Origin of the sequence: Flavobacterium endoglycinae, assembly GCF_017352115.1 — a bacterium.
Taxonomy (GTDB): Bacteria; Bacteroidota; Bacteroidia; order Flavobacteriales; family Flavobacteriaceae; genus Flavobacterium; species Flavobacterium endoglycinae.
Genome location: NZ_CP071448.1, coordinates 3,755,587 through 3,781,330, shown reverse-complemented (window position 1 = coordinate 3,781,330; position 25,744 = coordinate 3,755,587). Strand labels below are relative to the sequence as shown.

At 33.3% G+C, this 25,744-nt stretch carries 27 protein-coding genes; 22 read left to right on the top strand and 5 right to left on the bottom strand.

The genetic code is table 11. The annotated features are described in order from the left end of the window. The first annotated feature begins 215 nt into the window (after window positions 1-215). From J0383_RS16835 to J0383_RS16745, 19 genes are all read left to right on the top strand, one after another. Complete coding sequence (locus J0383_RS16835; RefSeq protein ID WP_207295139.1) at window positions 216-1,793, top strand: glycerol-3-phosphate dehydrogenase/oxidase; 1,578 nt, start codon at window positions 216-218, stop codon at window positions 1,791-1,793. Window positions 1,794-2,103: 310 nt separating this feature from the next. Beyond that, on the top strand, window positions 2,104-2,565 hold the full coding sequence (locus J0383_RS16830) for a MarR family winged helix-turn-helix transcriptional regulator (protein ID WP_207295138.1): 462 nt from the start codon (window positions 2,104-2,106) through the stop codon (window positions 2,563-2,565). Between the two features lie 4 nt (window positions 2,566-2,569). Beyond that, window positions 2,570-3,202 (top strand): NAD(P)H-dependent oxidoreductase, encoded by a 633-nt coding sequence (locus tag J0383_RS16825; protein WP_207295137.1) that lies wholly within the window; start codon window positions 2,570-2,572, stop codon window positions 3,200-3,202. A gap of 33 nt (window positions 3,203-3,235) precedes the next feature. After that, a complete protein-coding gene (locus tag J0383_RS16820; RefSeq protein WP_207295136.1) occupies window positions 3,236-3,802 on the top strand; it encodes a YceI family protein in 567 nt (188 codons plus the stop codon). A 203-nt stretch (window positions 3,803-4,005) separates the two neighbouring features. After that, window positions 4,006-5,283, top strand: coding sequence for a hypothetical protein (locus tag J0383_RS16815; RefSeq protein WP_207295135.1), 1,278 nt, complete (start codon window positions 4,006-4,008; stop codon window positions 5,281-5,283). Window positions 5,284-5,583: 300 nt separating this feature from the next. Beyond that, on the top strand, window positions 5,584-6,984 hold the full coding sequence (locus J0383_RS16810; protein ID WP_207295134.1) for an anthranilate synthase component I family protein: 1,401 nt from the start codon (window positions 5,584-5,586) through the stop codon (window positions 6,982-6,984). Between the two features lie 75 nt (window positions 6,985-7,059). After that, the gene (locus J0383_RS16805; RefSeq protein ID WP_207295133.1) at window positions 7,060-7,503 is read left to right on the top strand and encodes a hypothetical protein; all 444 of its coding nucleotides are present in this window, start codon (window positions 7,060-7,062) and stop codon (window positions 7,501-7,503) included. Window positions 7,504-7,586: 83 nt separating this feature from the next. Further along, window positions 7,587-8,153 (top strand): anthranilate synthase component II, encoded by a 567-nt coding sequence (locus J0383_RS16800; RefSeq protein WP_207295132.1) that lies wholly within the window; start codon window positions 7,587-7,589, stop codon window positions 8,151-8,153. Between the two features lie 116 nt (window positions 8,154-8,269). Next, complete coding sequence (gene trpD, locus J0383_RS16795) at window positions 8,270-9,262, top strand: anthranilate phosphoribosyltransferase (protein ID WP_207295131.1); 993 nt, start codon at window positions 8,270-8,272, stop codon at window positions 9,260-9,262. Window positions 9,263-9,347: 85 nt separating this feature from the next. After that, window positions 9,348-10,133 (top strand): indole-3-glycerol phosphate synthase TrpC, encoded by a 786-nt coding sequence (trpC, locus tag J0383_RS16790; RefSeq protein WP_207295130.1) that lies wholly within the window; start codon window positions 9,348-9,350, stop codon window positions 10,131-10,133. Between the two features lie 152 nt (window positions 10,134-10,285). Next, the gene (locus J0383_RS16785) at window positions 10,286-10,918 is read left to right on the top strand and encodes a phosphoribosylanthranilate isomerase (protein ID WP_207295129.1); all 633 of its coding nucleotides are present in this window, start codon (window positions 10,286-10,288) and stop codon (window positions 10,916-10,918) included. 11 nt (window positions 10,919-10,929) lie between these two features. Then, window positions 10,930-12,111, top strand: a complete 1,182-nt coding sequence (trpB, locus tag J0383_RS16780; protein WP_207295128.1) for a tryptophan synthase subunit beta — start codon at window positions 10,930-10,932, stop codon at window positions 12,109-12,111. A 125-nt stretch (window positions 12,112-12,236) separates the two neighbouring features. Next, complete coding sequence (locus J0383_RS16775) at window positions 12,237-12,557, top strand: gamma-glutamylcyclotransferase family protein (protein ID WP_207295127.1); 321 nt, start codon at window positions 12,237-12,239, stop codon at window positions 12,555-12,557. A 1-nt stretch (window position 12,558) separates the two neighbouring features. Beyond that, window positions 12,559-13,296, top strand: a complete 738-nt coding sequence (locus tag J0383_RS16770) for a carbon-nitrogen hydrolase family protein (RefSeq protein WP_207295126.1) — start codon at window positions 12,559-12,561, stop codon at window positions 13,294-13,296. A 104-nt stretch (window positions 13,297-13,400) separates the two neighbouring features. After that, window positions 13,401-14,162, top strand: a complete 762-nt coding sequence (trpA, locus tag J0383_RS16765) for a tryptophan synthase subunit alpha (protein WP_207295125.1) — start codon at window positions 13,401-13,403, stop codon at window positions 14,160-14,162. A gap of 174 nt (window positions 14,163-14,336) precedes the next feature. Further along, window positions 14,337-14,966, top strand: coding sequence for a TetR/AcrR family transcriptional regulator (locus J0383_RS16760; protein WP_207295124.1), 630 nt, complete (start codon window positions 14,337-14,339; stop codon window positions 14,964-14,966). After that, a complete protein-coding gene (locus tag J0383_RS16755) occupies window positions 14,956-16,281 on the top strand; it encodes a TolC family protein (RefSeq protein WP_207295123.1) in 1,326 nt (441 codons plus the stop codon). Before J0383_RS16760 ends, J0383_RS16755 begins: the two co-directional genes overlap by 11 nt. A 12-nt stretch (window positions 16,282-16,293) precedes the next feature. Beyond that, window positions 16,294-17,373, top strand: coding sequence for an HlyD family secretion protein (locus J0383_RS16750; protein WP_207295122.1), 1,080 nt, complete (start codon window positions 16,294-16,296; stop codon window positions 17,371-17,373). 5 nt (window positions 17,374-17,378) lie between these two features. Further along, entirely contained in the window at window positions 17,379-18,965 is a 1,587-nt protein-coding gene (locus tag J0383_RS16745) for a DHA2 family efflux MFS transporter permease subunit (RefSeq protein ID WP_207295121.1), read from the top strand. 195 nt (window positions 18,966-19,160) lie between these two features. Here J0383_RS16745 and yaaA read toward each other — a convergent pair whose 3' ends face one another. Beyond that, window positions 19,161-19,919 (bottom strand): peroxide stress protein YaaA, encoded by a 759-nt coding sequence (gene yaaA, locus J0383_RS16740; RefSeq protein WP_207295120.1) that lies wholly within the window; start codon window positions 19,917-19,919, stop codon window positions 19,161-19,163. A gap of 603 nt (window positions 19,920-20,522) precedes the next feature. Here yaaA and J0383_RS16735 point away from each other — a divergent pair. The 3 genes from J0383_RS16735 (at window position 20,523) to J0383_RS16725 (ending at window position 23,735) form a co-directional block, all read left to right on the top strand. Continuing rightward, window positions 20,523-20,897: a GxxExxY protein gene (locus tag J0383_RS16735; RefSeq protein ID WP_207295119.1), complete on the top strand. Its 375-nt coding sequence runs from the start codon at window positions 20,523-20,525 to the stop codon at window positions 20,895-20,897. A gap of 14 nt (window positions 20,898-20,911) precedes the next feature. Next, window positions 20,912-22,342: a CCA tRNA nucleotidyltransferase gene (locus tag J0383_RS16730; protein WP_207295118.1), complete on the top strand. Its 1,431-nt coding sequence runs from the start codon at window positions 20,912-20,914 to the stop codon at window positions 22,340-22,342. A gap of 367 nt (window positions 22,343-22,709) precedes the next feature. Further along, entirely contained in the window at window positions 22,710-23,735 is a 1,026-nt protein-coding gene (locus tag J0383_RS16725) for a COX15/CtaA family protein (protein ID WP_207295117.1), read from the top strand. A 173-nt stretch (window positions 23,736-23,908) separates the two neighbouring features. On the opposite strand, the gene J0383_RS16720 is transcribed toward J0383_RS16725, so the two are convergent. The 4 genes from J0383_RS16720 to J0383_RS16705 are packed head-to-tail and all read right to left on the bottom strand — an operon-like array spanning window position 23,909 to window position 25,743. Beyond that, window positions 23,909-24,676 (bottom strand): LytR/AlgR family response regulator transcription factor, encoded by a 768-nt coding sequence (locus J0383_RS16720; RefSeq protein ID WP_207295116.1) that lies wholly within the window; start codon window positions 24,674-24,676, stop codon window positions 23,909-23,911. Window positions 24,677-24,714: 38 nt separating this feature from the next. Further along, entirely contained in the window at window positions 24,715-25,083 is a 369-nt protein-coding gene (locus J0383_RS16715) for a 2TM domain-containing protein (protein WP_207295115.1), read from the bottom strand. A 22-nt stretch (window positions 25,084-25,105) separates the two neighbouring features. Further along, window positions 25,106-25,411 (bottom strand): 2TM domain-containing protein, encoded by a 306-nt coding sequence (locus tag J0383_RS16710; protein WP_239023088.1) that lies wholly within the window; start codon window positions 25,409-25,411, stop codon window positions 25,106-25,108. Window positions 25,412-25,413: 2 nt separating this feature from the next. Then, window positions 25,414-25,743 carry a 2TM domain-containing protein gene (locus tag J0383_RS16705; protein WP_207295113.1) on the bottom strand — a complete coding sequence of 110 codons (330 nt, stop codon included), beginning with the start codon at window positions 25,741-25,743 and terminating at the stop codon, window positions 25,414-25,416. Between the last annotated feature and the right edge of the window lies 1 nt (window position 25,744).

The following is a 25,744-nucleotide window of genomic DNA, read 5'->3' as shown; positions in this document are numbered from 1 at the left end:
GCTTTGCGAACTTTGTGTTTTTATATAAAGCTTTATTTAAAAAAGAACCTTGCGCACTTTGCGGTTAAATAGGTTCAAAGTACATAAACTTTAAACCTGAAACTTGAAACCTAAAACAAAAAAACAACTGTTTCTTTTCTTCATCAATTTTTAATTTCATTTCGTTAAGTTTGCTTTCAACAACATTTCCGCTAAATAAATACCAAGAATAAAGCATGAATCGCTCTGAACAATTATCCAAACTACAAAATACCGAAAAATGGGACGTAATCATAATTGGCGGAGGTGCGAGCGGACTCGGAACTGCTGTTGATGCATCAAGCCGCGGGTATAAAACAGTTTTATTTGAAGCCGTAGATTTTGCCAAAGGAACTTCTAGCAGAAGTACCAAATTGGTTCACGGCGGTGTACGTTATTTAGAGCAAGGAAATGTACACTTGGTTAGAGAAGCATTAAGAGAAAGAGGATTATTGGCTCAAAATGCTGGACATTTAGTTAAAAACCAATCTTTTGTTATTCCTAATTACAATTGGTTCAGCAGTTTTATTTACACTATAGGATTAAAAATTTACGATTTATTATCGGGCTTTTTGAGTTTGGGAAGTTCAAAATATCTTTCGAAAAAGAAAACTATTGAAATGCTTCCGAATGTTGAACAAAACGGACTCATAAATGGTGTTATTTATCATGACGGACAATTTGACGATTCTCGTTTAGCCATAAATCTGGCTCAAACTGCTGTTGAAAAAGACGCCTGCATTTTAAATTACGTAAAAGTTGTCAATTTATTAAAAGACGATAAAAATCAAATTATTGGCATTAAAGCTATCGATCAGGAAACTGGAACCAGTTACGAGATAAAAGGTTCTGTAGTAATAAATGCAACAGGAGTTTTTACAAATGCCATAATGAAATTAAACGATAAGGTTTATAAAAAATATATTGTTCCGAGTCAGGGAATTCATTTGGTTTTTGATAAATCTTTTCTTCCAGGCGAACATGCTTTGATGATTCCGAAGACAAAAGACGGAAGGGTTTTATTTGCAGTTCCATGGCACAATCGTGTTGTAGTAGGAACAACAGATACTTTAATTAAAAAACAAAGTTTAGAACCTATCGCTTTGGAGAGTGAAATTCAGTTTGTTCTCGAAACAGCTCAACGATTCTTAGCAAAAAAGCCCACAAGAAGCGATGTCCTATCCGTTTTTGCAGGATTACGTCCGCTAGCAGCGCCGAAAGAAGAAGGAAAAAGCACTAAAGAAGTTTCTAGAAGCCATAAAATTATTGTTTCTGAAACTGGATTAATCACTATTACAGGAGGAAAATGGACTACTTATCGAAAAATTGCCGAAGATATCATCGACAAAGCCATATTAAAAGGTAAACTTCCGAAAAAACTATCCAATACGCAGCATCTAGCCATTCATGGTAATAAACCAACTACTCCTATTGACAGAGAAAATCACTTGTACATATATGGTACTGATATTTCGAAAATACTTCAGCTGCAAGAAAACGAACCCGAATTACAAGAAAAACTGCATCCTAATCATGAATTTACAATGGCCGAAGTTGTTTGGGCAATTCGTTATGAAATGGCCAGAACTATTGATGATGTTTTAGCAAGACGAGTACGTTTATTATTTTTGGATGCCAGAGCTGCAATTGAAGTTTCTGAAAAAACTGCTAGAGTAATTGCAAAAGAATTGGGTCACGATGAAAATTGGATCACAAAAGAAATTGAAGACTTTAAACACATTTCGAAAGGATTTTTTCTCTCAGAATTTCGATAAGCACTTCTAATCAGCTCAAAAACAATATAATTTGTAAAACATCTCTATTTACACTCAAAAATTTATCTTACAAAAAAGCAACTTCAAATTAAGACAATTAAAATACAGCTCTTTGAGATTAACTTTTAGTTAAATATCAAAACGCCAGATATTTAAAAGACAAAATAGATTAATTTTAACTCATCAAAAAGCTGATTGCTTTTAGATTGGTATTCGGATATTTTCGTATTAACAAAAAATTAACACAACACTTGTATATACAAATATTAAAAGTTATACATTTGTATATACAAATTATACACTTACGACTATGACAATTGAAGAGGTTATTAAGAGTACAGTTAAGATGGATAATGCGAAAAAAGTTATTCTGAACATTATGTACACACAAAATGTGATTCAGGATCATTTCAACGAGTTAGTAAAACCGTATGATTTATCTGGAGAACAATACAATGTGCTGCGTATATTAAGAGGACAAAAAGGAAATCCTGCTAATATGTGTGTTATACAAGAGCGTATGCTGGCGAAAACGAGTAATACAACACGGTTAGTTGACAAATTATTACTAAAAGAACTGGTAACAAGAAACGTTTGTCCGGGTAATCGACGAAAAATCGAAGTTTTGATTACTCAAAAAGGATTAGACGTATTGAAAGAATTAGATCCTAAAGTTGATGCACACGAAGAAGCATTTGCAAAAAATCTAAGTACAGACGAATTAGAGTTATTAAATAAATTATTAGAAAAATACCGAACCCAACAAAATTAAAATTATGAGCACATTTTTAGAGAGTCTAAATTGGAGATACGCAACCAAAAAATTTGATGCTGCCAAAAAAATCTCAGACGCAGATTTAAATACATTAAAAGAAGCCGTTAGATTAGCTGCTTCATCATACGGATTACAGCCTTACAAAGTTATTATTGTAGAAAATCCAGAAATTAGAGAAAAATTGAAAGCCGCTGCTTACGGACAGACACAAATTACAGATGCTTCTCAATTGTTTATTTTTGCAAACGACTTAAACGCTGGACCAGAATCTGTAGCTGCTTACATTAAAAACATCAGCGAAACAAGAGGTGTTCCTACTGAAGCTTTAGGCGGATTTTCTGACATGATGAATGGAGTTATTTCAAATTTATCTCAAGATGCTAAAAATATCTGGACTGCAAAACAAACTTACATCGCTTTAGGAACTCTATTAGCTGCAGCTGCTGAATTAAAAATTGATGCAACACCAATGGAAGGTTTCAATCCTGCTGCATTCAATGAAATCTTAGGTTTCGATAAATTAGGTCTTAATGCTTCTGTTATTGCAACAGTAGGTTACAGACATGAGGAAGACGAGGCTCAGCATTACAAAAAAGTTAGAAAATCACACGAAGATTTATTTATCACTCTATAATTATTTATTAATCTAAAATCAAATTTTAACAACATGAAAAATTTAAAAACAATTGCAATAGCATTATTCGTAGCAGCTGCTGGTTTAACAGTAAACGCTCAAACAAAAAAAATCGACGTAAAAGCATCTACAATTAAATGGGTAGGTAAAAAAGTAACAGGAGAGCACTCTGGAACTGTAAACTTCAAAGAAGGTGCTTTAGTTTTCAAAGGAAAAAAATTAACAGGTGGAAGCTTTACAGTTGATATGACTTCATTAACTTCTACTGATTTAACTGGAGAATACCAAGGAAAATTAAACGGTCACTTAAAAGCTGACGATTTCTTCGGAACTGATAAATTCCCAACTTCAAAATTAGTTTTCAAAACTATTGGTTCTAAATCTGCTGACGTTTACACGGTAACTGCAGACTTAACTATCAAAGGAATTACTAAACCAGTAACTTTTGATCTTACTGTAAAAGGAAACACTGCTACAACAGCATTCAAAGTTGACAGAACTAAATACGATATTAAATACGGTTCAGGAAGTTTCTTCGACGGTTTAGGAGACAAAACTATCAACGACGAATTTGAATTAGCAGTAGCTTTAAAATTCTAATTTCAGGCTTACTAATTCACACATAAAAAACAGCCCTAATAGTACTTGCTATTAGGGCTGTTTCATTTTTATAAATTTTCAAAAACATAACGTTCTTAATATTTACATAACGCTTTCATAACAGCCTTACTGGTATTGATTAACATTAGCCCTCTAATTTTGAGGCTAATAAAAATCAAAAACTAGAAATTAAAAATATAGTTATGAAAACAAAAATACATGCGGTAATTATCACACTCATAAGTACTTTTTTACTACAAGCCCAACAACAAACAAAAGGAATTTTTGGAACAAACAACTGGATGAACAATTGGACCAATTTTAAACCAGCCATAAATGAATACAACGAAGCAACCAACATAATTGCCGGAACAATTGATAAAGATACCCGATTATTAAAACGCAATACCTATCATTTAGTTGGGGTTGTGTACGTTACAAACAATGCAACTTTAACCATAGAACCAGGAACCGTAATACGAGGTGACGATAAAACCTGCGGAACACTTGTAATTACCAACGGAGCAAAAATTATGGCTGAAGGTCTTGAAACTGACCCAATTGTTTTTACATCAGAAAATGAAAAAAACAACAGAAAGCCTGGTGACTGGGGTGGCATCATCATCTTAGGAAAAGCCCCTATAAATACTTTAGGAGGTGTTCACACTTTACCTTTTGATTTAGAACCAACTTTAAATCATTATGGAGGTCAAGACGCTGAAGATAATTCAGGAGTTATGAAATATGTGAGAATTGAATATGCAGGACGAAAATTAAGTGCTTCTAAGGAGTTAAATGGTCTTTCTCTAGCAGGAGTTGGAAGAAAAACAGTTTTAAGCAACATTCAAATTAGTTTTTCAAACGATGATTCTTTTGAATGTTATGGAGGTGACTTAAATATGAGTAATTTAATATCATACCGAACAACTGATGATGATTTTGATTTTACGCAAGGCGCACAAATCAACATTACTAACAGTATTGCGGTTCGCCATCCATTTTCATCAGATATCTCAGGATCAAGATGTTTTGAAGTAGATTCGTATGATAAAGTTCAAAATACAGATATGACCAAAAAAATGACCAAAATTAATGCTTCAAATATCACTTTAATAAATCTAGAAGAAAACAATCAAGGCTTAGTTAGAGAATCTATTTATGTAAGAGAAAATACATTTTTCGACTTAAACAATAGTATTGTTGCTGGTTTTTCGCCTTTTGTTTTATTAGAAGGAAATATTGGAAACGGAAAAGAAAACTTATCAAAAATGAGTTTTAAAAATACCATAGTTAACAATTGTAACGGAGGAATTACAAGCGAATCATCAAGTTCAGATGCGGCAATTCAAAATTATTACAACCCAAATTCTGGTCTTGAATACACAAAAATGAAAAATATAGAATTGTTTATAACGCCAAACATCAAAGGAAATCCTGATTTTAGAGCTAACACAAATAATACAATAGCTATTGGAAACTAAGCTTTTAAACTAAACTCAGAAATTAAAATTTAACAAATTTCAAAATTTAGAAAAGTTTTTTTTGAGATATTATGTATTCTAATTCAAATTACATTTATATCTTTGCCATATCAAAATAAAGAAATGAAAACATTAATGAACAATACTTGGTGGTGGAACAATTTACGTCAAACGTCGTGAACGAAGCTTCCTATGGTATTTTCAAAACTATAAATTTAAAGGGCTTGTCATCACGACAAGCCCTTTTTTTTTGATCAAAACTCTAGCAGAAAAATATTAAAAACTAAAAAACAACATACATTGAAACCGTTTATACTCAACACACATTACAAACAAATTCTGGCAGACACCATAACGCCAGTAAGCATTTATTTTAAAATTCGAGATAAATTCCCAAATAGTTTATTATTAGAAAGTAGTGATTATCATGGAAATGACAATAGTTTCTCGTACATCTGCTGCAATCCGATTGCGACAATTAAAATTGAAAACGAATTAATCACAAAAACTTTTCCTGACGGAACTTTGGAGCAAAATAAAATCGATGCTTCAACCAATATTCCAGAAGTAATTCAAGAATTCTCAAACCGATTCAAATCAGAGAAAAACGATTTTAAATTTATCAATAACGGTTTATTCGGATACATTTCTTACGACGCCGTACGTTATTTTGAAAAAGTTTCCATTGCCAAAAAAGACAATGCGACTTCAATTCCAGATGTATTTTATGCGGTTTACCAAAATATCATCGCCATTAACCACTTTAAAAACGAAGCGTACATTTTCTGCCACAGCCTAGACGGAAGAAACAATATTTCTGAAATTGAACAATTACTGCAGTCTAGAAATATCGCTTTGTACAAATTCACCAAAGAAGGCGAAGGTTTCTCTAACCTAACCGATGAAGAATTCAAACACAACGTGGCTTTAGCTAAAAAACATTGTTTCCGCGGAGACGTTTTCCAATTAGTTCTTTCACGCCGTTTTACACAAGGTTTTAAAGGTGATGAATTCAACGTTTACAGAGCTTTAAGAAGCATTAATCCATCTCCGTATTTGTTCTTTTTTGATTATGGAGATTTCAAAATATTCGGTTCTTCGCCCGAAGCACAAATTATCGTAAAAAACAGAAAAGCCGAAATCCACCCAATTGCTGGAACTTTTAAAAGAACTGGAAATGACGAACGTGACGCACTTTTAGCAAAAGAACTTTCGGAAGATAAAAAAGAAAACAGCGAACACGTAATGCTGGTGGATTTAGCCAGAAATGATTTAAGCCGCAACGGACATGATGTAAATGTGGAAAAATACAGAGAAGTTCAGTTTTTCTCGCACGTAATTCACTTGGTTTCAAAAGTTACAGGACATTTACATGATAAAGCGACAACGATGCAAGTAGTTGCCGATACTTTCCCTGCAGGAACTTTAAGCGGAGCTCCAAAACATAGAGCTATGCAGTTAATTGAAGATTACGAAAAAACAAATCGTAATTTTTACGGAGGTGCCATCGGAGTTATGGATTTTGACGGAAACTTTAACCACGCGATTATGATTCGAACTTTCCTATCAAAAAACCACCAATTGCATTGTCAGGCCGGTGCCGGAATCGTAGCAAGTTCTGATGAAGAAAGCGAAATGCAGGAAGTGTATAATAAGTTAAGAGCCTTAAATACAGCGCTGGAAATGGCGGAGAAAATTTAGTCGTCAGTCGCAGTTTTCAGTCGCAGAACTTGAAACTTTTAACCTTAAACAATTAACCACAAACCATAAAAAACCATGAAAAAAGCAATATCAATTTTAGTTTTAATCATTAGCATAGTTTCCTGTAATTCAGAGAAAAAGCATAATCCGCTTGAAGGAACCTGGCGTCTTATATCAGCTGAAACAACAGAAAAAGATTCCACTTTTTCGACTTTCAATCCAAAAACAAAAATGATTAAAATTATTAATGAAACACATTTTGCTTTTTTTAATCATGATTTGAATAATGGTAAAGATTCAACAAATGCCGTATTTTTTGGCGGAGGCGGAAAATACACTTTAAAAGACAGCATTTATACAGAGAATCTGGAATACTTCAATAATCGTCAATGGGAAAATGGAAAATTTGAGTTTACAGTAAAAATCAAAAACGACACCTTAACTCAAAAAGGAATCGAAAAAGTAGAAAAATTAGGAATCAACCGAATTATTACTGAAAAGTACGTTCGAGAAAAATAGATAAAAATTAGTTGCCAGTCGCAGTTTTCAGTTATTGAAAAACTTAGTCTCTCAGAACCTTAGCAACTTAGAACCTTAAAAAAATGAAAAAGATTTTAGTTATAGACAATTACGATAGTTTCACTTATAATTTAGTGCACTATTTAGAAGATTTAGATTGCGAAGTAACCGTTTATAGAAACGACGAATTCGAAATTGATGAAATTGCTTCTTTCGAAAAAATATTGCTTTCGCCAGGACCTGGAATTCCAGATGAAGCAGGATTATTAAAAGCTGTAATCGAAAAATACAGCCCAACAAAAAGCATTTTAGGAGTTTGCTTAGGACAGCAGGCCATTGGGGAAGTTTTCGGCGGAACACTTTCAAACCTTGACAAAGTATATCACGGCGTTTCTACAAATGTAAAAACAGTAGTTTCAGATGAAATTTTGTTTGAAGGTTTAGGAAACGAGTTTGAGGTTGGAAGATACCATTCGTGGGTTGTTGACGCTAATTTACCAGAAGATTTAGAAGCAACTTCAGTTGATGAGAATGGACAAATCATGTCTTTACGTCACAAAAATTACGATGTAAGGGGCGTTCAGTTTCACCCGGAAAGTGTTTTGACACCAAATGGAAAAAGGATTTTAGAGAATTGGATTAAGAGTTAATTTTTTGTTTCAGGTTTAAAGTTTCAAGTTACTGGAACGTGAAACCTGAAACTTGAAACAAATAAAACAAAAAACTTAGCATCTCAGAACCTTAGCAACTTAGAATCTTTAAAAAAATGAAAACTATATTAAACAAATTAATCAACCACGAAGTGCTTACCAAAGAAGAAGCAAAAAACGTATTGATTAATATTTCAAGCGGTCAATATAATCCAAGTCAGATTTCAGCATTTTTGACTGTATATATGATGCGAAGCATTACTATTGATGAACTTTCTGGATTTCGCGAAGCATTATTAGAGCTTTGTATCCGAGTAGATTTATCAGCTTACAATACCATCGATTTATGCGGAACGGGTGGTGACGGAAAAGATACTTTCAACATTTCGACTTTAGCTTCTTTTGTATCAGCAGGAGCGGGAATAAAAGTCGCAAAACATGGAAATTACGGCGTTTCTTCTATTTCTGGATCAAGCAACGTAATGGAAAAAATGGGAATTAAATTTAGCAACGATCCAGCATTTTTAGAAAAATGTATCGATCAGGCTGGAATTTGTGTTTTACACGCTCCCTTATTTCACCCAGCAATGAAAAATGTAGGACCAATAAGAAAAGAATTGGCAGTAAAAACCTTCTTTAATATGTTAGGACCAATGGTAAATCCAGCATTTCCGCAAAATCAATTGGTTGGAGTTTTCAATTTAGAATTAGCGAGAATGTATGCGTATTTATACCAAAATACCGATACCAATTTCACAATCTTACATTCGCTTGACGGATATGACGAAATTTCTTTAACAGGACCAACAAAAATTATCACGAGCCACATGGAAGGCATGATAAAACCAGAAGATTTTGGAGTTCGTCTTTTATCTCAAACTGAAATTGAAGGCGGAAAAACCATCGAAGAATCGGCTGAAATTTTCACGAATATTATTTCGGGAAAAGGAAACGAAGCTCAAAATAATGTAGTCTGTGCCAATGCTGCAATGGCAATCGCAACGGTAAACAAATGCACGCCGCAAGAAGGATTTGAACTGGCAAAAGAAAGTTTATTATCTGGAAAAGGACTGAAAGTATTGAAAAAATTGAAAGAATTAAGTAAATAATTTTTTAGTTTCAGGTTTCAGATTTCAAGTTGTTTTGAACGTTCTAACTTGAAATCTGAAACGTGAAACATGAAACAACACAACAATGAACATCTTAGATAAAATAATCATAGACAAAAAACAAGAAGTGATTTTGAAGAAATCGATTATTCCGGTTTCTCAATTGGAAGCTTCTGTATTTTTTGGAAAACAGACTATTTCACTTAGTCAGAAATTAAAAGAAAGCAACTCTGGAATTATCGCAGAACACAAACGCCGTTCTCCTTCAAAATCAATCATCAACAATAATTTTACCGTTGAAGAAGTGGTAAAAGGTTACGAAAATGCTGGTGCATGCGGAATTTCCGTTTTAACTGATGGAAAATATTTCGGCGGATCTTTAGACGACTTACTTTTAGCTAGAGCTTCAGTAAATATTCCGCTTTTGCGAAAAGAATTTATTGTAGACGAATATCAGATTTTAGAAGCAAAAGCACACGGAGCCGATTTGATTTTGTTAATCGCAGCCGTTTTAACTCGCGAAGAAATCAAATCTTTATCTGAATTTGCTAAAAAATTAGGTTTAGAAGTTCTTTTAGAAGTTCATAATCAAGAAGAATTAGAAAAATCAATCATGCCGACTTTAGACATGATTGGGGTAAATAATAGAAACTTAAAAACATTCGAAGTAAGTTTAGATTTCAGTAAAGAATTGGCTTCACAAATTCCGAATGATTTTGTAAAAGTTTCGGAAAGCGGCATTTCTTCAATTGAAGCTATTCAAGAATTAAAACCTTACGGATACAAAGGTTTCTTAATTGGAGAAAACTTCATGAAAACCGATAACGCTGGCGTAGCAGCAACAGAATTTATAAAAAATTTAGGCGAATAAAATTAGCCACGAATTCATAAATTTAATTTTCATATCATCCGTGAATTCGTGGCGAAAAAAAATCAACACAAAGCTTTGCGAACTTTGCGTTTTTAAGCACACTCAAAGACAAAAAACCTTAGCGCACTTTGCGATAAAAACACACAACGAAAATGAAACTCAAAATATGCGGCATGAAATATCCAGAAAATATCCTCGAAGTAGGCGCGCTCCTACCCGATTATATGGGATTTATTTTCTGGGAAAAATCCGCTAGATATTGCAACGGGAATGTACCCGAACTGATAAAAACCATCAAAAAAGTGGGTGTTTTTGTCAATCAAAGTCAGGAAGAAATTCTAGAAAAAGTAGAAAAATACAACTTGCAAGCTGTTCAACTGCATGGAGAAGAATCGGTTGAATTTTGTACAGCATTAAAAGAAAAACTGCCAATGAAAATCGAAATTATTAAAGTATTTTCGGCTGACGAAAATTTTGATTTTGAAATTATTAAAGCTTTTGAAAATGTCTGCGATTATTTTCTTTTCGACACAAAAGGAAAATTACCAGGCGGAAACGGAACAACTTTCGACTGGAGCATCTTAAAAAAATACAATTCGAAAAAGCCTTTCTTTTTAAGCGGCGGAATTGGAATGAAAGAATTAAAAGCCATTGAAGAAATTTCAAAAACCAATTTGCCTATTTATGCTGTCGATGTAAATAGTAAATTTGAAATCGAACCAGGGCTGAAAAATAAAAACCTATTAAGCAATTTTAAACGCAAATTTGAAATTGTAAACATTTAAACTTTAAAAAAATGAGTTTTAACGTCAACGAAAAAGGATATTACGGAGAATTTGGAGGAGCTTATATCCCTGAAATGCTTTATCCAAATGTAGAAGAATTACGCCAGAAATATTTAAGCATAATGGACGAACCTGATTTTAAAGCAGAGTTCAACCAATTGTTGAAAGATTATGTTGGACGCCCTAGTCCGTTGTATTTTGCCAAACGTTTATCGGAGAAATACAACACCAAAGTATATTTAAAAAGAGAAGACTTAAACCATACTGGAGCACACAAAGTAAACAATACAATTGGGCAAATCTTGTTGGCAAAACGTCTAGGCAAAAAAAGAATTATTGCCGAAACTGGCGCTGGACAGCACGGTGTGGCAACAGCAACTGTTTGTGCTTTAATGGGAATTGAATGCATTGTATACATGGGCGAAATTGATATTGCACGCCAAGCACCAAATGTGGCACGTATGAAAATGTTAGGTGCAGAAGTTCGTCCGGCACTTTCAGGTTCAAGAACTTTAAAAGACGCTACAAACGAAGCCATTCGTGACTGGATCAACAATCCGGTCGATACTCATTATATTATCGGATCTGCAATTGGACCTCATCCTTATCCAGATATGGTAACACGTTTTCAAAGCATTATTTCTGAGGAAATTAAATGGCAGTTAAAAGAAAAAGAAGGACGTGAAAACCCAGATTATGTTGTTGCTTGCATTGGCGGAGGAAGTAATGCCGCAGGAACGTATTACCACTTTTTACACGAACCAGAAGTGGGAATCATTGCAGTGGAAGCAGCTGGAAAAGGTGTAGACAGCGGACACAGCGCAGCAACTAGCAAATTAGGTAAAGTTGGTGTTATTCACGGTTGTAAAACGCTTTTAATGCAAACTTCAGATGGACAAATTACAGAACCTTACTCTATTTCGGCAGGTTTAGATTATCCAGGAGTTGGACCTTTGCACGCACATTTAGCTCAGAGCGGACGTGGCGAATTTTTCTCTGTTACCGATGATGATGCGATGAATGCTGGTTTACAACTAACAAAATTAGAAGGAATTATTCCTGCTATTGAAAGTGCACACGCTTTTGCCGTTTTAGATCAAAAGAAATTTAAACCTACAGACGTTGTTGTAATCAGTCTTTCGGGTCGCGGCGATAAAGATTTAGATAATTATATAGACTATTTTAAATTGTAATAAAAATCGTAATTTGGGCGTTCCCTACGGTCGGGCTGTCTGCTATATCTTTTTATTTTTAAAGAAAAAATAAAAAGGATGCCGCGCCCATCCCTAACGCAAAAAATAACGAGAAAATCATAATTATGGAACTATTATTCTCTTACGGAACATTAAGATCGAAACAAATTCAAATGCAGATTTTTAATAAAGTTTTAAGTGGTACTCCAGATCAAATACTGGGTTTCAAACTTAAAAGTTTACAAATAGAAGAAGAATTTGGAATGGCAGATTATGTTGTGGCTGTACCAAGTGAAAATCTGGAAGACATTATACATGGTGTTGCTTTTGAAGTTTCAAATCCAGAATTGTTAAAAGTAGATCAGTTCGAATCTAACTCATACAAAAGAGTTCAAGTTAAACTTCAATCTGGAAGAATGGCTTGGGTTTATACAGAAAATAAATAATATGATTTTAGCAGCTGCACAGACAAAACCAACTCGCGAAAATATCGAAGCTAATTTATTAGATCATTATCGTCTTATTGAATTGGCTGTACAAAATGGAGCAGATTTAATTGTATTTCCAGAAATGTCGATTACAGGATATGAAAGAAAAAATGCTGCACCATTAGTTTTTCAAAAAGAAGATACGCGTTTAGATCATTTAAAAGAATTAGCTGTTAAAAATAAAATCATCATTATTGCTGGAGCGCCAATTCAAATGGAATCAAAAATGTTTATCGGGCAGTTCATTATATCGCCAGATAATTCGGTTTCAATTTATACAAAGCAGTTTTTACATGAAGGCGAAGATGAATTTTTCGATTCGACATTCGATTATAATCCAATGATTCGTATAGAAGATCAGAATATTTCTTTTGCCATTTGTGCCGACATTGACAATCCGCTTCATCCAGAACATGCACGAAAAAGAGAAACTGATATTTATATCGCTAGTATTTTCTTTTCACCAAACGGAATTCCGAGTGCTTATAGAGGTTTGCAAAATTATGCTGCGAAACACAAAATGAGTGTATTGATGTCTAATTTCAGTGGAGAATCTTGGGGCTCACCTTCAGCGGGACAAAGTGCTTTTTGGAACAATAAAGGAGAATTAATTGCTCAAATGAATGATTCTGACTCTGGATTATTACTTGTTGAAAAACAAGGTGATGATTGGACGAGTAAAATCATTACAACATAAAAATTCCTGCAAGGTTTTCAAAACCTTGTAGGCATAATTAAAATCAAGTAAAATAAAAGACCTACAAGGTTTTGAAAACCTTGCAGGAATAAAAAGATAGTAAAATGAACAGAATAACTCAGAAATTACAAGAAGATAAAAAGATACTTTCTATTTATTTTTCTGCCGGATATCCAAATTTAAACGATACAGTGCAGATTATTCAAGATTTAGAAAAAAACGGAGTAGACTTAATTGAAATCGGACTTCCTTTCAGTGATCCTTTGGCAGACGGTCCAACAATTCAAGCGAGTTCTACACAGGCACTTCATAACGGAATGACCACTCAAATCCTATTCGATCAGCTGCAAAACATCCGCGAAAGCGTAAAAATTCCGTTGATTATCATGGGATATTTCAATCCAATGTTACAATACGGCGTGGAAGCATTCTGCCAAAAATGTGCTGAAATTGGAATCGACGGTTTGATTATTCCAGATCTTCCAGTGGATGTTTACGCAGACGAATACAAAGCGATTTTTGAAAAATATGGTTTAATAAATGTGTTTTTGATTACGCCTCAAACCTCAGACGAAAGAATTCGTTTTATAGACAGCGTTTCAAACGGGTTTATTTATATGGTAAGTTCTGCAAGTGTTACGGGATCTCAAAGCGGTTTTGGAAATGTTCAAGAAGAATATTTTGAGAGAATATCAAATCTGAATTTGAAAAACCCACAAATTGTTGGATTTGGAATTTCAAATAAAGAAACTTTCAGTCAGGCAACAAAATATGCAAAAGGCGCTATTATTGGAAGTGCTTTTATCAAACATTTAAGCGAAAACGGGAGCGGGAAAATTGCTGAGTTTGTTGGAGAGATTCGATAATACATCATTTGTAATTTAAACTAATAAATTCTTAAGAGCTGAAATACCAAGTATTTCAGCTTTTTTGTTTCAAAACACCGAAACCGTTTTATGTTAATATTTTGTTAAAACAAAATTAAACAAGTGTTTAAATTAAACAACTGTTTAATTTTGTACCCGATTAGAAAACACGCTATGTCAAACATCGAATTAAACGATAAAAAAATTCAGATTCTTGAAGTTGCAGAAAGACTATTTTCTGAGAAAGGATTTGAAGGGACATCGATACGGGATATATCCAAAGAGGCAAAAATTAATATTGCCATGGTGTCTTATTACTTTGGTTCAAAAGAAAGACTACTGGAAGCTTTAATTCTTCATAAGACTTCTGATTTAAAATTACAACTCGAAAATTTATTACAGGAAAACATCGAACCTCTTGAGAAAGTCAATAAATTAATCGAAATTTACGTTAACAGAATTTGTCTCAACAAAGGGATTTACAGGGTTTTACATTTTGAACTTTACAATAAAAAAAGAGAAAAAAGCCTTCAAGCTTTCACCGAACTTAAAAAAGGAAATTTAAAATCAGTCGAAAGTATTATTAAGCAAGGTCAAGATCAGGGAGTTTTTAGAAAAGATCTTAACATTCCGCTGATCACGCCCACGATTATTGGAACCTTTTTTCACTTTCATATGAATCGCTCATTCTTCGAAGAATTACTGGATTTAAAAACCGAAGAAATGTTTAACAATTACATTAAAAACAATCTTACAAAGCACATTCAACAAACTATAAAAGCGCTACTTGTTTATGAAAATTAGTCAATTAATGCTCTTTGGAGTTTTCTTTATCGGAATATCTTCACTAGAAGCACAAGAGAAAACAAGTTTAACCTTAGATGAAGCCGTAAAAATGGCTTGGGAAAAGAGTAACGAGGTTACGCTTGCCAACACTAAGGTGAACTCAAAAAAATATGAACTTCAATCGGTTAAAAACAACCAATATCCGGACTTAAAAATTTCAGGTCAGTACCAGCGATTAACAAAGGCTTCTATTGATATGCACAATGGTGGTCAGTCAAGTTCTGAACCAATGCCATCTCCGGATCAGGCAATGTTAGGTATGGCAAATTTAAGCCTTCCAATCTTTGCAGGATTTAAAATCCAAAACAGCATAAATGCTTCTGAAAGTTTGTACGAAGCAGAAAGTGTAAACGCTGCCAAAACAAAAGAAGATGTCGCTTTAAGAGTAATTACGTATTACACGGCTTTATATAAAGCACAGAAAACTTTAGATGTTTTAAACGAAAACCAAAAAAGTGCGAAACAACGTGTTACGGATTTTACTGAATTAGAAAAAAACGGAATTATTCCGAGAAATGATTTATTGAAAGCGCAATTGTTAGTTTCAAAAACACAATTATCTATTGATGAAGCTAATAATAATATCAATAACATTAACTTTTATCTAACGACATTACTTAAATTAGAGCCATCTGTAAAAATTCAAGTTAATGAAGAAGATTTCTTCAATTTAAAAACAACTAATGCACCAACGTCTGATGCAATAGCACTTGAAAACAGAAAAGATTTAGAAGCGATTCGTTTACAACAAAAAGCTTCAGAAGCTAATGTTAAAATTGCAAAATCAGGCTATTATCCTACTCTTTCATTACTTGGTGGATATACGGCTTTAGATCTTAAAGACATTATTACAGTAAAATATGCCATGAATTTCGGTATAGGTTTATCGTATGATTTATCTGGAATTCTAAAAAATAGTTCGCACGTAAAAGAAGCAGAAAGCAAAGCTTTGGAAGTTAAAAATACTGAAGCTATTATGACCGACCGTATTAAAGTAGAAGTTCAAAAATCTATTGAAGATTATGACTTAGCGATCAATCAAAGCGTTGTTTACGAAGAAGCACTTCAGCAAGCATCTGAAAATTATAGACTTGTAAAAGACAAATTTGACAATGGTTTAGCAGATACCAATGATTTGGTGGAAGCAGACGTTGAGCAATTAAGTGCAAAAATCAACACTGCAGTGGCAAAAGCAACAATCATTCAAAAATATTACGAATTACTTTCGGTATCAGGACAATTATCACAATCATTCAATCTTTCAAAAATATAATCGACAGCTCTCATGGAAAAGAAAAAAACAAATAAAAAATTCATCATCATACTTGCAGTTCTGATTTTAGGAGGCGGAACTTACGGAATATCTAAATATCTTCACTCTCAAGCTCACGAAGAAACAGATGATGCTCAAATAGAAAAAAGAATGAACCCTATTATCCCGAGAGTGTCAGGATATATCAGCAAAGTGTATGTGAAAGATAATGACTATGTAAAAAAAGGTGATACTTTATTTACAATCGATAAGAGAGATTATCAGTTAAAAATCGATGAGGCAAATGCTGCTTTACTAGGAGCTGAAGGTCAATTTGAAGCTGCAAAAGCCGATATTGGAAGTGCAAATGCGAGTATTTCAGTTTCTGATGCTCAAATGAGATCTGCTACAGGTTCTATCGAAAGTGCGAAAATCAGATTGAGACAGCTTACAAACGATTTTAACCGTTACAATAACTTATATAAAACACATACTATTACAAAGCAACAATTTGAGCAAGCTCAGGCTGCAAAAGATGAAGCTGAAAACCAAGTGCGTGTTTTAGAACAACAACAAAGAGCAAGTTCTTACCAAAAATCAGTTATACAGTCAAAATCTAAAGTATCTGATAAACAAACAGAAGTTGCAGCAGCAAACATTAAAAAAGCAAAAACAATGCTTGATGTTGCTCACTTAAACCTTTCTTATACTGTTGTTACTGCTGCAATTGATGGTCAAGTTTCTAAAGTAGATATTCAGCCAGGACAATTGGTTCAGCCAGGACAATCTTTATTCTATATCATTAACAATAGCGAAGCTTGGGTTGTAGCAAACTTTAAAGAAACACAATTGAACAAAATGGTTGTGGGACAAAAAGTAAGTTTAAAAGTTGATGCATATCCAAACTATGAATTTAAAGGTACCGTAACATCTTTTTCACCTGCAACAGGATCTCGTTTTTCATTATTACCTCCTGACAATGCTACAGGAAACTTCGTGAAAACAATTCAAAGATTACCAGTAAAAATTAGTATCGACCAATCAAATGATCCTGAAAAAGTAAAATTATTACGCCCAGGAATGAATGTTGATGTAGATGTACATTTGAAATAAAATAAATGGCAACAGCAGTACAAGACGACGATTTAGTAGAATACGGTTTCAGACGTGTTGTCATTACGATTACGGCAGTACTTTGTGCACTGCTGGAAATTGTTGATACCACGATTGTAAACGTAGCGCTTACAGACATGCGCGGAAGTCTTGGGGCAACCTTGACCGATGTGGCATGGGTAATTACAGCATACGCCATTGCGAATGTTATTGTAATTCCGATGACAAGCTGGCTGTCACAGCAATTTGGACGACGTAATTATTTTGTGGCTTCGATCATAATATTCACCGTTTGTTCCTTCTTGTGTGGTAATGCCTCAAATATATGGGAGCTGGTAGCTTTCCGATTCGTACAAGGTATGGGTGGTGGAGCGTTATTAGTAACAGCCCAAACCATTATTACAGAAAGTTATCCCGTTGCAAAACGTGGTATGGCACAGGCAATTTATGGAATGGGTGTAATTGTAGGTCCAACTTTAGGTCCGCCTTTGGGAGGATATTTAGTAGACAATTATTCTTGGCCTTATATTTTCTATATTAATATTCCACTTGGAATTATCGCTACAGTTTTGGCTTTAACTTTCGTTAGAAGTCCAAAATACGGTGAGAAACTAAAAGCAAATCAGGTTGACTGGTGGGGAATTATTTTGTTGAGCACCTTTATTGGTTCTTTACAATTCGTTTTGGAACACGGGCAACAGGACGATTGGTTTAACGATTCTTTAATCGTAACCCTAAGTGTTGTTACTGTTTTTGGATTGTTGTTGTTTATCTGGAGAGAGCTTACTTATAAACACCCAATCGTAAATCTAAGTGTTCTAAAAGACGGAAATTTAAGAATCGGAACTTTAATGTCTTTCATTCTTGGTTTTGGTTTATACGGATCAACATTAATTATCCCAATTTACACACAGTCTATTTTAGGATGGACTGCAACTGATGCTGGTCTATTATTAATTCCAGGATCCATTACAACTGCGTTTATGATGCCGTTTGTAGGTAATATGATTCAGAAAGGTGTGCCACAAGCATATATGGTAGGAGTAGGATTTTTAATTTTCTTCTTCTTTACTTTTATGATGTACACTAGAATGACTCCAGATACTGGCGTAGAACATATGTATTGGCCTTTAATTTTAAGAGGTATTGGTTTAGGATTGCTTTTCGTACCTATTACAACCCTTACTCTTTCAACCTTAAAAGGAAAGCAAATTGGTGAAGGTGCGGCTTTTAGCGGAATGATGCGTCAACTAGGCGGGTCATTTGGTATTGCCATTATTACCACTTTCATCACACGTTTCAGCCAGTCGCACCGAGTTGATTTAATTAATAATTTAGATCCTGCCAAATTCGACGTACAGCAACGTATTGCAGGCATGCAGCGTGCCTTCATGGCAAAAGGTTATAGTGCCGATGTTGCTTTGAAAAAAGCATATCAGCTTATAGAACTTTCTGTAATGAAGCAAAGTACCGTAATGGCTTATATGGATATTTTCATGTATCTAGGAATCATGTTTTTATGTTGCATACCGATTATTCTCTTTATCAAAAAAGGGAAGAACAAAATTAGTGCAGCCGACGCAATGCATTAATGATAATAATAATTTTATAATACGCATAAACGCCGAATTCTTGATTGAATTCGGCGTTGTTTTTTATGATCGTTTTTATTTTATCTGGATATATCACAGGGATTAGAAATCCCTGCCTACAATATATTTCGAGTCTCCGACTCTTTAAAAAAACTTAGAACCTCAGTAACTTAGAACCTCAGCATCTTAAAAAAACTATCTTGTAAAAACTAAATGATTTCCTTTTGAAAGATTCGCATCAAATTGATATCCTTCATAATTGAAACCTTTTAAATCATCAATAGTTTCAGCATTTGTATCGATAATATAACGAACCATCATTCCTCTCGCCTTTTTCGCAAAGAAGCTGATCATTTTTAGTTTTCCATCTTTGTAATCTTTGAAATCTGGAGTAATTACAGGCACTTTTAAAGCTTTAACATCAACCGCAGAAAAATATTCGTTACTTGCCAAGTTCACAAACAAATCCCCTTTTTTTAATTCTTTATTTAAAGCTTTCGTAACAGTTGGTTTCCAGAAATCGTGAAGATTTTTAGATTCTCCAACTGGCATTTTAGTTCCCATTTCTAAACGGTACGCCTGCATTAAATCAAGTGGTTTTAAAAGTCCGTAAAGACCAGATAAGATTCTAAGTTTATCTTGTAGAACATCTAATTTTTCTAACGGAATAGTATAAGCATCTAATCCTGTATAAACATCCCCATCAAAAGTATAAACCGCCGGACGGGCATTTTCAGGAGTAAAAGGCGTTTTCCAATCCTGATTTCTTTTCCAGTTTAAATCGGCTAGTTTGTCTGAGATTGACATTAATTCTGATAATTCAGCTGGCTTTTTTTGTTTAACCACTTTATGAACCACTCGCGCTTCTTTTAAAAAAGATGGTTCTGTATATTGAGATGTTGGTAATTCTTTTTCGAAATTCAATGATTTCGCTGGAGATATAACAATTTTCATTTGTAAGTTTTTGTATGATTCAAAAATACAAATTGAATTCCTAAAAATGGATTATCGCAATTGATTTGTTTTATATGTGTATATTTTTTTCCGCCACGAATTCACTAATTTATTTTTTACAATCTATGAGTTTAGTTTCAAATGAATTCCGTAATTCATTGCACTAATTTATTCGAAATGATTAAAATTAATTTGTGAATTCGTGGCGGAAAATCTAGATCATGAAAAAATTCAAGAATTTATTTTTTTAAATCTCTGAGTTTAGTTTCGAATGAATTCGGGTAATTCAATATCACATTTTTTTTTAATTAATTAAAATAATTCGTGAATTCGTGGCGGAAAATTTAGATTAATTCGTATAGTACCCACCACTGTTTTTTATTTTCATAAAATTCAAATGAAAAATTGTGAATTTATTCAAAAAAGTGAACAATAGATTATAAAAGGCATTTTCTATGTTGTAAATTTGCAACCATAAAATTCCAAAAACATTTTCAATACAAAAATTGAAAGTTGTATTCTAAATAATAGCCACAAATTCACGAATTAACTTTTTAAATTAATTAGAAAAATTCGTGAATTCGTGGCGGAAAAATTTAGATCATGACAAAAATATTGTATCAGCAAGAAAGCTATCAGATAATGGGAATTTTATTTGATGTTCATAGAAATTTAGGTGGAGGGTTTTCTGAAATCGTATATAAAGATGCTTTAGAATATGAGTTCAAAAAAGCCAATATTCCATTTGAAAGAGAAAAAGAATATTTGGTAAATTATAAAGACATTATATTAAATCACAAGTTTTATGCTGATTTTGTTTTGTTTGATCAAATTATACTTGAAATAAAATCAAGTGATTTTTTACATCCAAAGTACATTTCACAATGTCTTAATTATCTAAAAGTTTCTAAAAATAAGTTAGCGATTTTAGCAAACTTTAATTCTTCCTCACTTGAACATAAACGTATTATTTTATAAAAATTAGTGAATTCGTGGCTATACAAACAAACTATAAATCTGCTTTACAAAACAAAATCTTCGATATCATTTCGAAAGCTTCTCAAGAATTAAACGTTGACTCGTATGTGATCGGCGGATTTGTTCGTGATTTACTTTTAAACCGAGGTTCGAAAAAAGACATCGACGTTGTGGCAGTTGGGAGCGGAATTGAATTAGCACTTAAAGTTTCTAATTTGCTTCCAAACAAACCAAAAGTTCAAGTATTTAAAACTTACGGAACAGCGATGCTTCGCTTTGAAGATACCGATATTGAATTTGTAGGCGCGCGAAAAGAATCGTACAATCGTGACAGCCGTAACCCGATTGTTGAAAACGGAACACTTCAAGACGATCAAAACCGTCGTGATTTTACCATTAATGCATTGGCTTTATCCTTAAACGAAAATAATTTCGGAGATCTTTTAGATCCTTTTAACGGATTAACAGATTTAGAGAATAAAACAATCAAAACGCCTTTAGATCCAGATATTACATATTCTGATGATCCATTGAGAATGCTTCGCGCTATTCGTTTTGCGACTCAGCTGAATTTTGAAATTGAAGAAGATTCACTAAATGCCATCACAAAAAATGCGGATCGTATCAAAATTATTTCTGGTGAAAGAATTGTTGATGAATTAAACAAAATACTTCTAACCGATAAACCTTCAACTGGATTTTTACTTTTATACAAAACGGGTCTTTTAGATTTAATTTTACCTGAATTAACCGCCTTGAATCAGGTGGAAGAAATCGAAGGTCATACCCATAAAAACAATTTTTATCATACGCTGGAAGTTGTAGATAATATTTGTCCAAATACAGATGATGTTTGGTTGCGCTGGTCGGCTTTATTGCATGATATTGGAAAAGCGCCAACAAAACGTTTCAACAAAAAACAAGGATGGACTTTTCACGGACATGAATTTCTTGGGGGAAAAATGGCTAAGAAAATATTTGAACGTTTGCACATGCCTTTGAACCATAAAATGAAATTCGTTCAGAAAATGGTTATCATGAGTTCTCGTCCGATTGTGTTAGCACAAGATATTGTGACAGACAGTGCCGTTCGTCGTTTGGTTTTTGATGCGGGTGAAGATGTAGAAGATTTAATGACTTTATGTGAGGCGGATATCACAACCAAAAATCCAGCGAAATTCAAAAAATACCATAAAAACTTTGAAGTTGTCCGCAGAAAAATTGTTGAAGTTGAAGAACGCGATCACGTTCGTAATTTCCAGCCGCCAATTACAGGAGAAGAAATTATGCAAATGTTTGATTTAAAACCTTCACGCGAAATTGGTATTTTGAAAGAAGCGGTAAAAGAAGCCATTTTAGAAGGCGATATTCCGAATGAATATCAAGCGGCTTATGATTTTGTGATTAAAAGAGCTGAGAAATTAAACTTAAAACCTAAAAATTAATGGACATTTTAGGTGCTATTTTTTTAATAATTCTAATAGTAATAGTTTTAGTAACTAATATTGTTTTTATTAGAAAAATTAATAGAACCGATAATAATCACTACAAACATATAATCTTCTTTTTTTTAATCAGTATTGTTTCCGTATCCGTTATAATGATTATAGCTGCACTATTTCAAAATATAGTCTTAATTGATTATTTTAAAATAAAAGTTGATATAGAAAGCTATCTATACAGAATAATCTTTATGATAGTTATCTTATCTACCAATATCATAGTAAACTTTACATCATTAAAGCTTTATATAAAGAGAAGAGAAAGAAAAACCAAAAACAAAATCAACGAAATCGAATTAATCGGAAAAGAATGAAAAAAGAAAATAAATCAGTAATCATTTGGTTACTATCGGGTTGTGTTTTATTATTTTTAATGGTTGTCGTGGGTGGAATTACTCGTTTAACCAATTCAGGTTTATCAATGACCGACTGGCATTTGGTAACCGACACCTTCCCTCCTTTAACAGAAGCCAAATGGCAGGCCGCTTTTGACGAATACAAAAAATTCCCTGAATATCAGAAAATCAATATTCACAACGATTTTCAATTATCAGATTATAAATTCATTTATTTCTGGGAATGGTTTCACCGTTTTATCGGGCGTATTATCGGTTTGGTTTTCTTTGTGCCTTTCGTTTACTTTTTAGTTAGAAAAAAATTAGATACTCCAACCATTAAAAAATGCATTGTGCTTCTAGCAATGGGAGCTTTCCAAGGTTTCTTAGGATGGTTTATGGTAAAAAGCGGATTAATTGACAATCCAGATGTAAGCCACTTTAGACTTTCATTACATTTAACTTTTGCGTTTATCACTTTCGCTTACACACTTTGGGTGGCTTTGGATTTAATTTACCCTGAAAGAAATATCAATAAAATTTTACCACTTCGCACAATAGCAAGATATGCTTTGGCAGCTTTATTAATTCAGATTATTTACGGTGGATTTGTCGCAGGTTTAAATGCTGGATTAATTCACAATCACTGGCCTTTGATGAGCGATGGAGAATTTATTCACGAATCGGTTTTTATTGAGCAGTCTTCTTTAATTAAAAATTTAATTGAAGGAAAAAGCGGTGTTCAATTTGTACACAGAACTTTTGCTTATGTAGTGGTTGCGATGATTCTTTTTCTTTTCTTCAAAAGCAAAAAATACACACTTACCAATACACAATCAAACGGAATTAAAACTCTTGTAGCTTTTGTTTTCATTCAGTTTGCGCTAGGCGTTTTCACTTTATTGTACAGCGTTCCATTGGCTTTAGGGTTAATCCACCAAATTATGGCATTTTTCCTTTTAAGTGCGATGACGTATACTTTACACCGTTTGAGCAAATAAAAATCAAATATTAAAACATAAAAAAAGAGCCAAATGGCTCTTTTTTTATTGCTATGCTTTTATATAAAACGAACCCGGATTGAAATCCGGCCCTACAATATGTATCGAGCCTATGGCTCTTTCCACGGAAACAACATTTTCTTTCTTCTTTCTTCTCACATCTCACAAAAAAACTACCCCAACCAACTCTTAAAATCCTGCACTTTTTCTCGGCTTACAATAACCTCATCATCTTTATAACTTGGTAAAATCACTTTTAAACGAGAATTAGTATACACCTGAATTTCTTTAATTGCTTTTAACGGAACAATAAATTTTCTGCTTACGCGAAAGAAATCCTTCTTGTCTAATTCCTGCTCTAAAATTTCCAGCGTTGAATCAATTAAATAATCGCGGTTTTCGAAAGTATGAATGTAAGTTCCTTTATTTTCACTAAAAAAACATTCGATTTCTTCTGTATTGATGACTTTTAAATGCTGTCCAATTTTAACTGTAAAACGCTTTTTATACGTTTTCTCGAAAGGATTTGACAACATCTGGCGAATCTGCTCAAAATCCAACTGCAGGTTTGATGTTTCAGCTGGAGCTTTTGGAAGTCGGGATTTGAATTTTGAAACTGCAGCTTCAAGATCATCTTCATCAATTGGTTTAAGAAGGTAATCTATACTGTTAAGTTTAAAAGCTTTTAAGGCATACTCATCGTATGCCGTTGTAAAGATAATAGCGCTTTTAATATCTATTTTTTCAAAAATCTCAAACGATAAACCATCTGACAGCTGAATGTCCAAAAAAATCAAATCCGGATGCTGGTTATTTGAAAACCATTCTACTGATTCTTCAACCGAATGAAGCATCGTTTCTACGGTTACCTCTAACTTTTCAAGCTTTCTTTGCAGCAATCTCGCTGCTGGTTTTTCGTCTTCTATAATTAATGTGATCATTTACTATATTGTAAAATTTGAAAAATACGAAATCAAAATTACTCCCATTTATTTGTATTTGCAGCTTCTTTCTCCATATATTTTTGGATCTTTTTCTGCTCCCAGTCAGAGCTGAAGAAAAGGTCTCTTCCAAAAACCGATAAGGCGTGAGCTGCTAAACCAATTCCCCAGAAAAATGCAGTCGAATACGTTCTCCAATCTGACAATGCGCTGGCGTGAATTCCTTCTGTAAAAATATCTTTATTTATGTTGGCAACAATAATAATCAAGTTTACTATAATGTAAACTCTTAAATGTGAATAAAATCCCTTTAATCGTTTTACTTTTTTGTAGGCATTGTTATAGCCTTCATCTGAGCTGAACCCTTGTGCATACTCTTCGTACATGCGTCTTCTAAAACGTCCCATATTTTTATTTTTTTTATCTAAATTATTTCCATTTGTTTTTGTTCTCTTTTTCCTTTTCCATGAATTCTTTGATTTTTCTTTCTTCCCAGCCTTTTCCAAGAACAGGAAATACTTCAAAAACTTTTAATCCATGAAGAACTACTCCAACTCCCCACCACATTAATGGCCAGAAAAACCATAAATATTTGGGTGAAGTATACAGATTTATAAAAATCAAAATTGCATTTACTAAAATATAAGCAACTAGATTTCCGTAAAATCCTTTTATACTTTCGACTTTTTTGCGAGCCTGAATGTATCTGTCTTCTTCATTAAAATTCATTTCCATAATTATTCCCATTTTTGTTTTTTATTTTTCTTTTCTAAAAGACTTCTCAATTTACGTTCTTCCCATTCATGTCCAAAGATTCTGAAAGAGACAAACATATCTATAGCTGATCCAACATATACGGCCGACCAAATAATGATTACTACATCATTTAAAAAATTAATAGGAATGAAATGCAGCGGCAGTTCTGTATATTCTTTTAAAAGGTAAAGTGTTAAAGCAATCAGGTACAGAAATGTATGTTTATAAAACGATTTTAACTTAACTACCTTTTTGCTGGCCAATTGCTGTAATTCGTATTCTTCCGGGTTATTATTAGAATTTGTTTCCATA